Raw genomic sequence first — 12840 nt, 5'->3', positions numbered from 1 at the left:
AGAATAAACGTCATGAAACCGTGGCTCGGTCCGGAGGAAATCGCTGCGGTGAGCGAGGTCATTTCCTCCGGCTGGATCGCGCAGGGACCGCGTACCGCACAGTTTGAGGCAGCCTTTGCCGCGCGGATGGAGGCGGGCCATGCGGTCGCTGCGTCCAGCTGCACGACGGCGCTGCACCTGGCCCTGGTGGTGGCGGACATTGGACCCGGGGACGACGTCGTCGTGCCTTCCTTTTCCTTCATCGCCACGGCTAACGCACCCACGTATGTGGGCGCCCGGCCGGTATTTGCCGATGTGGACCCGGTGACCGGCAACCTGACCGAGGAAACAGTCCGGGCTGCGCTTACCCCGGCAACCCGTGCGGTCATCGCGGTTGACCAGGGCGGCGTGCCGGTGGACCTCGTCCCGCTGCGGGCACTGTGCGATCCGCTGGGCATCACGGTCCTGGAAGACGCTGCCTGCGCCGCCGGAACCCGTTACGCCGGTGCGCCGGCCGGGGCGGGAGCCGAAATCGCGGCCTGGTCATTCCACCCGCGGAAAATCCTCACTACCGGCGAGGGCGGCATGGTCACCACGTCGCGGCCTGAGTGGGCAGCGCGCGCCCGGACCCTTCGTGAACACGCGATGAGCCTCTCCGCTGCCGAACGCAGCGCCAGCATCCTGGCTCCCGCCGAGTCCTACACGGAAGTTGGCTACAACTACCGCATGACCGACCTGCAGGCCGCTGTGGGACTGGTCCAGCTGGACCGGCTCGACGCAGTGGTGCGGAGGCGCCGGGAACTGGCTGCCGGTTATGCCAAGGCGTTCGCTGAGATCGAGGGACTGCGCGCTGTCACCGATCCGCCGTGGGGAGAATCGAACTTCCAGTCGTACTGGATCGAGGTCCTGCCGGATTTCGGCACAGACCGCAACGGCGTGTTGGAGGCGCTGGCCGGTGAGGGCATTTCGGCCCGCCGCGGCATCATGGCCTCCCACCTGGAACCGGCCTACCGGGACCGCGATACCGGCGCTGCTTCCCTGGAAGTCACCGAACGGCTCAGCGCCAGCACCTTGATCCTGCCGCTGTTCCACGAGATGACCGAGTCAGAGCAGGCACGGGTCATCGAGGCCGTTGCCGGCAGCCGGAAGCCATGAACATGCCCGCGCTGCTGATCCTGGCTGCCGGGGGATTGGCCCGGGAAGTCCTGGCCTCGCTGCGGCTGACCGGGGATTACCGGATCTTCGGGTTCCTGGATGACAACCAGGCCCTGCACGGGACCCTGGTCGAAGGGGTTCCGGTACTCGGCGCAATTGAAGACGCCGTCAGCTATCCGCGCTGCCGGTTCATCATCTGCGCAGGCTCCGGTGCGGCCCGGCGGCAGATCGTCGAGACCCTGGCCAAAGCAGGAATCGGTGAGGAACGGTTCGCCACCTTCGTGGATCCCGCAGTGCACCTTCCCGAGAGCTGCACCGTGGGAAGGGGCAGCATCCTGCTGGCCGGAACGGTCCTGACAGCCAGTGTGTCCGTGGGCAGGCACGTTGCGGTGATGCCGAACTGCACGCTCACGCACGACGACATCATCGAGGACTACGCGACCCTGACTGCGGGAATCTGCCTGGGAGGCGGCGTTCGGGTCGGCACCGGCGCCTACGTAGGAATGGGTGCAACAGTCCGGCAGGGTGTGCACATCGGAGCCGGTGCCGTGGTCGGCATGGGCGCTGTGGTGCTGCAGGACCTCCCCGCGGGCCAAACCTGGGCCGGGGTTCCGGCCAGGGAACTGCAGCCCCCAGAGAACACCCTCGCCTCAGTGATGGCCGGCTTGCCCGACGACGACAGGACTGACCCGGAATGAAAACCACCCCAGCCATGCGGGTACCGCTTGTGGACCTGGCCGCCCAGCACGCAGAAGTTGACGAGGAAATCCAGGCCGGCCTGAAGGACGTCTTCGCCCGGACCGCTTTCATCGGCGGCACCCACGTCGACGAATTCGAAGAATCGTACGCACAGTGGCTGGGAAGCCGGCACTGCATCGGCGTCGGCAACGGCACCGACGCCCTGGAACTGGCACTGCGTGCCTGCGGTGTGGAACCGGGCTCGGAAGTCATCCTGCCGGCCAACACGTTCATTGCCACCGCCGAAGTCGTTTCCCGCATGGGCGGCCGTCCGGTGCTGGCCGACGTAGACCCGAAGCACCTCTTGATCGATCCGCAGAGCGTGCAGCAGGCGGCAGGGCCAAACACCCAGGCCCTGATGCCCGTGCACCTGTTCGGCCAGACGGCCCCGGTAGAGCAGCTCGAAGCGACGGCCCGCCGCTTCGGCTCCGTAATCATTGAAGACGCCGCCCAATCCCAGGGCGCCGAGCGGTTCGGCCGCCGCGCCGGTACCCTCGGGGACGCTGCCGGGACCAGCTTCTATCCGGGCAAGAACCTGGGCGCAGCCGGTGACGCCGGAGCGGTCCTGACCTCCAGCGCCGTCATAGCCGACCGGGTTCGTCTCCTGTCGGACCACGGCAGCAAGGTTAAGTACCTGCACGAGGTTCCCGGAATGAACTCCCGCCTGGACGCCGTGCAGGCGGTTGTCCTCAGCGCCAAGCTGGCCAGGCTCGACGCCTGGAACGAACGCCGCCGGGCCGCTGCTTCCTACTACGGCGAACTGCTTTCCGGGATAGCTGGGCTGGTGCTTCCGGCCACCGCCGAAGGCAACACCGATGTCTGGCACATTTATGCGGTCCGGGTGCCTGCAGCCGAACGCAACCGGGTGCTGGAAGCCCTCACCGGCGCTGGCATCGCTGCCGCCATCCACTACCCGGTCCCTGTCCATCTGACCGCCGCGTATGCGCACCTCGGTTACGGTCCCGGCGACTTCCCGGTCAGCGAAGACGCCGCCGCACGATTAATCTCCCTGCCCATCTACCCGCACCTGGAACGGGACCAGCAGGAGTACGTGGCTGCGACCCTTGCGGAGGCTTTGCGGTGACAGACCCGGCCGCTTCCTCCGGTCTCCAGCACATCGGCGCGCGGGCTGCCCGCGGTGCCCTGTGGAGCGGGGCGAATGCGCTCATGATGAAACTGGCCGGGATCGCCGTGATGGTGGTCGTGGTCCGGCTGGTGACGCCCCATGACTTTGGGGTCTTCGCCGCGGCGCTGGTGGTCCACGCCATTGTTTCCAGTTTCGGGGAACTCGGTCTCTCCTCCTGCATTGCCCGCCGCGACCTGGACCCGGAAAGGGTAGCTTCCACGGTGGCCCTGCTGGCCCTGGCCAGCTCCTTGCTCCTGGCAGGGGTCATGGCACTGGCCGCAGACCCGCTCGCCGCGGTGCTCGGCGCTCCGGAAGCCGCCGGGCCCATCCGGGTCCTGGCGATCGCCGTCGTCCTGGGCGGAGTCTTCACGGTTCCCGGAGCCCTGCTGGTGCGTGAGTTCCGCCAGGGCAAGGTCTTCCTCGCTTCGGCCGTGGCGTTTGTGCCGACCAACCTGGTGCTGATCCTGCTGGCACTGAACGGCGACGGCGCCATGGCTTTCGCCTGGTCGCGCGTGGTCAGCCAGCTGGTCAGCGGCGTCGTGATGGCGCTCAGCGTGGACCGTACCTACTGGCCCCGCCTGCGCCGCGCCGAGGCAGGTCCGGTGCTGCGCTTCGGGCTGCCGCTGGCCGGGGCCAACCTGCTGGGCTACAGCCTGCTGAACGCCGACTATGCGATTATCGGGGCGTTCCTGGGACCTGTGGAGTTGGGCATCTACACCCTGGCGTTCACGGTGGCGTCCTGGTCCACCTCAGTCATGCAGTCCACAATCAACTCCGTGGCGATGCCCGCCTTCTCCGCGATGCGGGCAGGGTCAGCGGAGCTGCACGGTTTCCTGGCCAAGACCTCCCGGCTGGTGGCGCTGATAGCGTTCCCGATTACCGCGCTGACCATTGCGCTGGCAGGTGAGCTGGTGGCTGTCCTGTACGGGGAGCCCTGGGCCGCTGCCGCACCGGTACTGCAGGTCCTGGCACTCTACGGCGGAATCTTCGCCGTGTCCCTGCTTCTCTCCAACCTGCTGGTGGGGCAGGGACGTGCCGGCTCCGTGTTCGGCGTCCAAGCCGCGTGGCTGATAGTCCTGATCCCTGCGGTCGGACTGAGCCTGGGGCCCTTCGGGCTGCCGGGTGCCGCCTGGGTCCATGTTGGCGTCATCGCGCTCGCCGTCATGCCCCTCTACCTGCGCGCTGTCCGCGGCACGGTTCCCGGGGCAGCCCGGCTCCTGGGCCGGGCTGCGGCCGCTCCTGCCGCAGCAGCCGCGGCCGCAGCCATGGTCTCGCTGGGCGCAGCGGCGGCCGGGAACAGCGACCTGTCCCGGCTCCTGCTGGGCGGGTTCTCCGGCTGCGCGGCGTACGCGCTCCTGAGCGCACCAATGCTCCGACGGAGCCTGCCCGCCATCACCCGCGGCCGGATAGGCACCCTGCTGGCCGCCTACGACCGAATCGAACTCCCGCTGCTGGCAGGGCTGCGGCGACACAAGGAGACCGTATGACCAGCCCCTTGCAGGACCGGCCGCGGCTGCTCTTTTTCCGTTGGGCCAAGCCGGGACTGCCTGCGTTCCTTAAAGGGCATCTGGACGAACATGTCCAGATCCTGCAGCACTTTTTCGAGGTCAAGGTCATTGACCGCGACTGCGACTATGCCGCTGAGTGCGATTCCTTCCAGCCGGCCCTGAGCATTTTTGAATCCGGTGTCTACGCCGGAGAGCGGAACATCAGGAACACCGGCAGTCGGCCGGACATCCCGAAGCTGGGTTTCCTGCATTCAGATGCCTACGATCTTGCCCGCGCTGTCTTCCTTTCAGACATGGACCGCTGGGGGGTGGAGGAGTTCTTCACCACCTCCGTGGCGATGGCCGAGTACACGCCCGAGATCGCGGACCGGCTCTTTGTCTGGCCAAACGCCGTCGACCCCGCCATTTTCCGACGCTATCCCGTAGAGAAAAACATTCCGGTTCTCTTTACCGGCAGCCAGGAGCGCCACTATCCGTGGCGCAACGCCGTCGGGCGCGTGCTTTCCCGCAGCTTTGCCACCATGACCATGCCGCACTACGGATGGGGGAAGGGCGGCGGCCGGACGGTGTACGGCGAGCAGTACGCGCGGCTTCTCAGCGCCAGCGTCTTTGTGCCCGCGTGCGGGAGCATGTCCCGCGACCTGGTCCGCAAGCACTTGGAAATCCCGGCCGCAGGCGCCTGCCTGGTGGCGGAGGACACCCCCGCGCTCGCGGCCTTTGGATTCATGGACATGGAAAACTGTGTCCTCGGCGAGGCTGCCGGGATCCCGGACAAACTGGATGCCCTTCTGGCGGACCCGGAACGGCTGGAAGCGGTCGTTGCGGCCGGCCACGACCTGGTGCACTCCAGGCACACCCAGGCGCACCGGAGCCAGATCAGGGAATGGCTGGACCTGCAGGAGAAGCGCGGTCCCGGGGAGCACATTGTGCAGGCCGGACCGGCCGGAAACCTCTTCCTGGCACCGGCCGGCCAGGGCCCGGACCCGTTCCGCGCAGGCGGGCGGGACCGCGGCCTGCTGGCTACCGGCTGGCATCTGCTGGAATGCCGCGACGTGGAAGGCGCCCGGCAGGAGTTCCTGAAATGCCTGAATTTCTACTTCATTCCGGAGGCGGTGCTCGGGTTGGCGTTCTGCGAGCTGTCAGCCGGCAATGCGCAGGCGGCCAGGGACTGGACAACCCAGGCACTCGTGGACACCTTCACGGACCGGTCCGCCCCTGATCCGGACCCGGTCCTGTGGGCGACCCACATCCGCGCCCTGCTGTGCGGCGGGGAACGGGACCAGGCTGCAGCTGCCGCGTCGCGCTTCCCGGACCTGAGGCACCGCGAGCTGGACCGCATCCGGCGGAGCCTGGAGCTGGGGACAGCCGAAGGCCCGGCCCGTGCCTCGATCTGTCCGGTTCCGTTCCGTTCGGACGAAGACTGGCTCCGCGAACTGAACCATCACCTGCAGGCCTGCGGGCAGCTCCCTTCTGCGGCCCGCACCTCCGCCGGGGCATCCGCGGCTGCGCCGGGCGACGGGCGCCAGCTGGCGGCCCACGTCCGGCACGATGTGCGCCGCGCCCGGGAGCGGGCAAGCCGCCGGCTCCGCTGGCGGCTGCGCACGGGAGCCGCCAAGCAGATCCGGCTGAGGCTTTCCCCGCTGAAGCAGAAGCTGCTCACCGACGATTTTTCCAGAACGATCACGGACGTGGTGAGGCGTGAAGGTCTCGACCAGGCAGTCCTCTACGGTGAACCCGGCCGGGACCGCGGGCTGCGGGCGCTGCACCGTGGACTCAGCCTGAATCCCTCCCTGCCGCGGTTGACCATGATTCCCGGAAGCGGCGGTGAACCGCCGGCCACCCGAGAGGCACGGGTAGTTGCCTACGTGGCGGACCCAGCGGCGGCAGCGGGAGCCGCGGAGTATCTTTCAGGCTGCACCCTGGTCATTCTGCGCGGCACAACCACCGCAGCCGGATACCAGCTGCTGGGCGAATTGAGCGCGGGGAGCGACCTGGTCCTCCTGGCCCACGATCCGCTCCGCGGCCATGTACTGCTGGGCCGTACGGGCCGCAGGAGCGCCGCGACCCGGCAGCCGGGCGGCCGTCCGGTTCCGCAGGCGGAGAGGACCCCCTCATGAGTGCCAATGGACCGCTGTGGTGGATAGCGGGAACGCCGTGGAATGAGATTGCCGGCACCGAGAAACAGCTGGCGAGCGCCCTGGCCGAGTACCGCGAAGTCGCGTGGGTGGATCCCCCTGCGCCGGTCTTCGGCGGGCGGGCCAGGGGCGTGCTGCCTTCCGCGGAGAAGGTGGCACACCGGATCTCCCGGGTCATCGTGCCTGTTCCTCCGGGTGCATCACGGCCGGTGATCAAACCTGTCGCGGAAATGATGCTGCAGCGTGCCCTGAACTCCCGGCTGCGGGAGGGAAGGACACCCGCGGCGGTCATTGTTGCCGGCCCCCTCGCACGGTTTCCCCGGGGCATACCAGGTGTGAAGGTTTTCTTCGTGACGGATGACTGGGTGGCCGGAGCGCCCCTGATGGGGTTCTCCGCCGCCCGGATCGACCGCTGCATGCGTCGGAACCTCCGCGATGCGGACCTGGTAGCGGCGGTCACCCCGGACCTGGCAGAACGGTTGCAGCAGTTGCAGCCCGGGCTGCGGGTACTCCACCTGCCCAACGGGTGCGTGCCGCTTCCAGCCCCGCCGGACGGCCCCCGCCGCAAAACAGCAGTGCTGCTGGGCCAGCTCAACGAACGCCTGGACCTCTCCATCCTGGAGGCGCTGGCCACGGCTGGAATCGAGCTGAAGGTCATCGGTCCGCGCACCGAACGCGACCCGGCAGTCAGCGCCCGGCTGGACTCGATCCTGGCCATGGACAGCGTGAGCTGGGAACCGGAGATTCCGGCGGCAGCTATCCCGGACCGGCTCAGCAGGGCGTCGGCAGGCATCACCCCCTACGCCGATACGGCCTTCAACCGTGCCAGTTTTCCGCTGAAGACCCTTGATTATCTCTCGGCGGGGCTGCCGGTCGTTGCCACCGATCTGCCGGCAGCCCGCTGGCTGCGCACCGGACATGTACTCATTGAGGGCACCGCCGAAGGATTCGTAGCCGCCGTGAAACGAGTGCTTGAAGCCGAACCCACCCGGGAGCAGATTGCCGAACGGCAGCACATGGCCCGGGAGCATTCCTGGGATGCGCGTGCGCGGGCGTTCCTGGCGGCAGTCGATGCTCCGGCACCGGCGTGGGAAGGCGACCACTTCCTGATCACCAGGTTCAACCTCCCCACTCCCGGCCCCGAATCCCTGGTCCGTGCGCGAGATGGATGGCTCCGGGAGCGGGCGGAGCTCTTCGAACGCTATTGCCTGCCCTCAGTGGCAGCACAAACACAGACAGCATTCCGCTGGGTGATCTACTTCGATCCCGAAAGCCCGCACTGGCTCAGGGACCGGATCCGGGAATGGTCGGCCGGCGGGCTGTTTACCCCCATCTTCCGGGCATCGGTCGAAAACGGTCAGTTGCTTGCGGACCTCCGTTCGCTTTCCGGTGGGTCGGCGGCGGCAGAACTGATGACGACCAACCTGGACAACGACGACGGCGTGGCAGCAGATTTTGTGGAGCGCCTGCAGCAGGCCGCGGGCCACGCCCGCGGTGTCCGGAGCGCCCTGTACCTGCCGCGCGGCCTGATCCTCAGCGGCCGGCGCCTGTTCGCCCGCACCGACCGGACGAACGCCTTCTGCTCCGTGGTGGAACCATGGGCGGGCGCTGTCACCTGCTGGGCTGAGTGGCACACGATGCTCGGGCGCACGATGCCGGTGAGGGAAGTCCAGGGGCCTCCGGGCTGGCTTCAGGTGGTTCACGGCGGAAACGTCAGCAACCGGATCCGTGGCGTTCGGGTACCACCGGAAAACTACCGGGGACTGTTCCCGGGGCTGCTCAGCGGTGCGGAACCACCCTCGGCTGCCGAGCGCACGTATGAACTGCTGCTGGGAACTCCGCGCCGCGCGGTACGTTCCGGCCTGCGGACAGCGGCCAAGACCGTCCTGCTGCAGCTGGCAGGCAAAGACGGAATCGACCGGGTCAAAGAACATATCGGTGCCTTGAAGGCCGCCGCGGCGAGGGGAAGATCATGACGATGCCACAAAGCCTGCGGGTGCTCGTCCGTCGCTGGTACCTGGTCCTCTTCGGGCTGGCCGTGACTGGACTGATGTGCGCAGCAGCGAATTACCTGGTGCCGCCGTCCTACGACGCTCGAGGCAGCATGGTGCTCATGCCTCCGACTGCCAACGTGGGCGACGACGGGAACCCTTACCTGCTGCTGGGAGGGATGAGTGAGGCGCTCGACGTCCTGGTCCGGCAGGCCAACTCGCCAACCGTTCGTGACCGCGTGCTGGACGACTTCGACTCCGCGACCTACACCGTGGAAGCTGACCGGACCACGAGCGGATCCATCGTGGTGGTCCAGGCCACGGCGGACACGGAAGCCGCATCCCTGGAGCTGCTGGAGGGAGCGATGCAGACGCTGCCGGCGACGCTGGACCGTATGCAGGATGAATTGGCTGTCACACAGGAGCAGCGAATCGACATTATGCCCGTGGTTGTCGACGCCGAAGCGGTGCTCAATGTTAAACAGACCCTGCAGGTAGTGGGCGTCGCCGGGCTGATCGGTCTCTCAGCGACCTTTATGGTCACGGCCCTGCTGGACGGCCTTTTGCTGCACCGCCGCGAACGCCGGGCGGCAATCGACGCCGCAGGACTGAGCCCGGCCGGACGGGAAACGCCGGCGCGGACCGGCGGACGTCCGGGGACCGTGAAGCTGCCTGCGCCAGAGAAAGATGTCCCGGTTCGGTGACCGCAGCCCGCCTTATCGAGATCCTGGTCCGCCGCTGGTACGTCCTGCTCGCCGGGATCCTGTGCACGTTCCTGGCGTTCTGGGTCCTGAGCCAGTCAGAGACCGTGTACGCCGCCCAATCCGACCTGGTGTTCCTGGCGCCCGGGCTGCCGGGGGAGAGCCGCCACCTCACGGAGACCGAATCACAGACCCTTATCGATTTCACCGCAATCGTTGAACGCAAGGTCCTGGCCGGAAGCCCGTCCGCCAAGCTGGCCTCGCCGACCGCTTCACTGTTCGGGACCGGCATCCGGGAAGGCACATCGATCAACATGCTGGACACCGGCGGGCAGTGGGTGTCCTCGTTCAGCCGGCCTGTTTTGTCCGTGCAGGTCGCCGGACCGTCCCGGGAACAGGTCAGCGAAGGCATGGAAGAAGTGCTTGCCGAGGTTCGTGCCGTCAGCAGGGACCTCCAGATCGAGGCCGGCGCCGACCCGGCGTCACTCATCACCGTTGAACGGGCCCCGGAGGAACTGATCATCACGTCCTTCGGGACCACCCGCCTGGGGCAGGCCAAGGCGCTGGTTGCCCTCGGCACCAGCGGTCTCGCGCTGTCCTGCGCCGCCGCGGCGGCTGTCGATGCTGCCGCCACACGCCGGGGAAGGCGGCAGTCATGGCGGGAATAGACGCCCAGCCGGCTTACGCCGGTGCCGCAGACAACCGGGCGGGCACCACCGGCGACGCCGTGTCCTTCCTGACCGTGTACCTCATCCTCACCGTGGTGCTGCCCTCCTACCTGGCCATTACCGCCCTGGGCTCATTGGGCCGCCCGTCGACCCTGTGGGGGCTTCTCGGCCTGTTCTGGTGGGTTTTCGAACGGCTTCGGCGAACCACAGCCGTTCCCCATGGATCCAAGGCTGTCCGCTGGGCGTTGCTGCTCTTCCTGGGAGCGGTGCTCATGAGCTACGCGGTCTCCAACCTGCAGGGAATCCCGCCCAGTGAATCGACCCCGGCAGACACCGGCATGCTCCGGGTCGCCGGGTGGGTGGGGATCGCGCTGCTGGCGAATGACGGGATCCCCTCCTGGGAGCGCTGGCTGGTCCTGATCCGGCGGCTGGTATTCATGGGCGGCTTGACCGCGGTCCTGGGGCTGGGCCAGTTCCTGACCGGACAGAGCCTTCTCGAATGGATGTCCTTTCCCGGTTTCACTGCGGACAGCGCCTACGGATCAGTGAGCAGCCGCGGAGAGTTTGTCCGTCCTTCCGGCACCGCGTCGCAGCCGCTGGAATACGCCGTCGTGCTGTCCATGGTGCTGCCACTGGCGCTCACACTGGCACTTACCGAGCGGCAACGCTCCCTGGCCGCACGCTGGTGGCCGGTCCTCGCTCTTGCATTGGCGTCGATCACCTCCGGTTCGCGCTCAGCCTTCATCGGTGCGGCAGTGGGACTCGTGGTCCTGGTCCCGACGTGGTCTGCCGCTGTGCGGCTGAGGGTGCTGATCGCGATGACCGTGGTCATGGGGATTGTCTATGTGGCGGTGCCGGGCATCGCCGGAACCGTGCGCGGCATGTTCCAGTCCCTCGGGAACGACTCGAGTTCGCTTTCCAGGACCGACAGCTATGACATAGCCGTGGAAATCGCGTCGCGCAACCTCTATTTCGGACGCGGCTTCGGAACGTTCCTGCCGCACTACCGGATCTTCGACAACGGCTATTTGACCGCGCTGGTGGAAATCGGCGTGATCGGGGTGCTCCTGCTGATTCTGGTCCTGCTTGCGGGGATGTGGTGTTCGTTCCGGACCGCCCGCAGCACGGCCCCGGCGGGAAGTCCTGTCCGGGCTATAGGAGCTGCCCTGGCCGCATCGATACTGGCCGGAGGCGTCCTGTTCGCGTTCTTTGACGGCCTGAACTTTTCCATCTCCGCGGCCCTGCTCTTCCTCATGGCGGGCGTGGCCGGCAGCTACCGCGGATTGAACAGGACACCATCAAACGGCAAGAGCCCCCTCCAGGAGGATCCATGACAGCCCTGCCAAACCGCAGCCCGGGAACGGAAGGCCGGGCCAGTCCTGTCCGGGCCGACGTCCCGTCCGGAGGCCGCCCTTCGAAACGGTTTGCCTGCACAGCCAGGGGCGCCGGTGCGATGGGACTGGTCCTGGCAGCTGCCCTGACCGGTTGCACCTCAGAAGCGGCTGCACCGGCGCAGGAGCCGGATGCGTCCGCGGACCTTTTCCTGCCCCGCATCCCATGGGAAGGAGGAGCAGAGTACTGGTCACAGTTTTCCAATGCTGACGCGGCGGGATGGTCCGATCCCGCGTTCTTCCCGATCGTGTCGTGGCACAACGGGATCAGCAGCAATGAGGAAGTGCAGTATGACAAGTCCCTGGGACTGAACACGTACATCGGGCTGTCGGAGGACACCAGCTTCGATCTGTTCGAAGCCAACGACGTGTTCTGGATCGGTGACCGGCTCAACGAATCGTTCAATCCGGAAAGCCCTCATTGGGTGGGAACTTTCCTTGATGACGAGGTGGACGGCCGGTTCAGTCCTGAGCAGGGACTGCGCCAACTGGAGGCCCGGGCGCAAACGGCTCCCGCGGGTACGTTCACGATGGCGAACTTCACCCAGATGGTCATTAGCCAGGACATGGCTGCGCGCGACGCGGAGAACCTGGTCAACGGGCCCACCGACGTCGTCTCGATGGACATGTACTGGTACACGGTCCCGCACTGCTCGCTGGAGCCGTACCGCAGTCCGTACCTGGTGGAAATCACCCAGCCGGCGTGCCGTACCGCCTCGAGCTACGGGCGGTCTGTCGAGGCGCTCCGGATGCGCGACGCCGCAGACGGTTCGCTGCAGCGGCTGTGGCACTTCGTCGAGAACCTTAACGGCGGTCCCGCTGAGGGAACGTACTCCGGATACGCCCAGCCAGGACAGATCCAGGGTGCCGTCATGAGCGCCGTGATCAATGAGGCCCGCGGCATCCTGTATTTCAACCAGAGCTTCTCCGGCGAATGTGAAACGTCAAACGTTTTCCGGGCCTCGCAGGTCATACCCGATTTCTGCGGACAGCCCCAGATTGATGCCGTGCGGGAGGTCAATAACCGGATCCATGAACTGGCTCCGGTCATCAACACCCAGTCCTACGAGTACTCGTTCGGCACGGGCCTGGACACCATGCTCAAGACCGACGGCACCCATGCCTACGTGTTCGCGATGCCCGAGGGCGGCAGTGAGCCAGGTGAACGGACCTTCAAGCTGCCGGAGGGGACAGCCACCGGCGACGTCGAAGTCCTGTTCGAAAATCGTGTCCTGTCCGCCGGAGGCGATGGCAGCTTCAGCGACAGCTTTGAACACGAGTACACCTTCCACATTTACCGCGTTCCGCTCGCCGGCCAAGGGTGAGACTACCCATCTCCGGCCGCCCTCTCCGCACCAGTGCAGGTGAAGAGCCGGTACCGCCCACTGCTTTCCTTCCGGCCGGAGGCTCCTACCGTGGGGTTCTCCGGAACGGAAGCATTTGAAGGA

The 12840-nt window shown here is 66.9% G+C and carries 10 protein-coding genes; all 10 read left to right on the top strand.

What is annotated here, in order from left to right; genetic code table 11:
* Window positions 1–12 precede the first annotated feature (12 nt).
* The 10 genes from LOC59_RS10905 to LOC59_RS10860 are packed head-to-tail and all read left to right on the top strand — an operon-like array spanning window position 13 to window position 12717.
* Entirely contained in the window at window positions 13–1134 is a 1122-nt protein-coding gene (locus tag LOC59_RS10905; RefSeq protein ID WP_229971940.1) for a DegT/DnrJ/EryC1/StrS family aminotransferase, read from the top strand.
* A complete protein-coding gene (locus tag LOC59_RS10900) occupies window positions 1131–1832 on the top strand; it encodes an acetyltransferase (protein ID WP_331460443.1) in 702 nt (233 codons plus the stop codon). Before LOC59_RS10905 ends, LOC59_RS10900 begins: the two co-directional genes overlap by 4 nt.
* Window positions 1829–2956 (top strand): DegT/DnrJ/EryC1/StrS family aminotransferase, encoded by a 1128-nt coding sequence (locus tag LOC59_RS10895; protein ID WP_227916450.1) that lies wholly within the window; start codon window positions 1829–1831, stop codon window positions 2954–2956. The genes LOC59_RS10900 and LOC59_RS10895 overlap by 4 nt, the downstream gene beginning before the upstream one ends.
* Window positions 2953–4485: an oligosaccharide flippase family protein gene (locus LOC59_RS10890; RefSeq protein ID WP_227916451.1), complete on the top strand. Its 1533-nt coding sequence runs from the start codon at window positions 2953–2955 to the stop codon at window positions 4483–4485. Before LOC59_RS10895 ends, LOC59_RS10890 begins: the two co-directional genes overlap by 4 nt.
* On the top strand, window positions 4482–6623 hold the full coding sequence (locus LOC59_RS10885) for a glycosyltransferase family protein (RefSeq protein WP_227916452.1): 2142 nt from the start codon (window positions 4482–4484) through the stop codon (window positions 6621–6623). The genes LOC59_RS10890 and LOC59_RS10885 overlap by 4 nt, the downstream gene beginning before the upstream one ends.
* A complete protein-coding gene (locus LOC59_RS10880; RefSeq protein WP_229971938.1) occupies window positions 6620–8617 on the top strand; it encodes a glycosyltransferase in 1998 nt (665 codons plus the stop codon). Before LOC59_RS10885 ends, LOC59_RS10880 begins: the two co-directional genes overlap by 4 nt.
* Window positions 8614–9336, top strand: coding sequence for a hypothetical protein (locus LOC59_RS10875; protein ID WP_229971936.1), 723 nt, complete (start codon window positions 8614–8616; stop codon window positions 9334–9336). The genes LOC59_RS10880 and LOC59_RS10875 overlap by 4 nt, the downstream gene beginning before the upstream one ends.
* Entirely contained in the window at window positions 9333–10001 is a 669-nt protein-coding gene (locus tag LOC59_RS10870; protein ID WP_229971934.1) for a hypothetical protein, read from the top strand. Before LOC59_RS10875 ends, LOC59_RS10870 begins: the two co-directional genes overlap by 4 nt.
* Window positions 9989–11335: an O-antigen ligase family protein gene (locus LOC59_RS10865; protein ID WP_227895072.1), complete on the top strand. Its 1347-nt coding sequence runs from the start codon at window positions 9989–9991 to the stop codon at window positions 11333–11335. The genes LOC59_RS10870 and LOC59_RS10865 overlap by 13 nt, the downstream gene beginning before the upstream one ends.
* The gene (locus tag LOC59_RS10860; RefSeq protein ID WP_229971932.1) at window positions 11332–12717 is read left to right on the top strand and encodes a hypothetical protein; all 1386 of its coding nucleotides are present in this window, start codon (window positions 11332–11334) and stop codon (window positions 12715–12717) included. Before LOC59_RS10865 ends, LOC59_RS10860 begins: the two co-directional genes overlap by 4 nt.
* Window positions 12718–12840 lie beyond the last annotated feature (123 nt).

Source organism: Arthrobacter sp. zg-Y916 (genome assembly GCF_020907385.1).
In the GTDB taxonomy this organism is placed as follows: domain Bacteria; phylum Actinomycetota; class Actinomycetes; order Actinomycetales; family Micrococcaceae; genus Arthrobacter_B; species Arthrobacter_B caoxuetaonis.
Note: the sequence above shows the minus strand (reverse complement) of the source record. Positions and strands in the feature narration are given on the sequence as shown.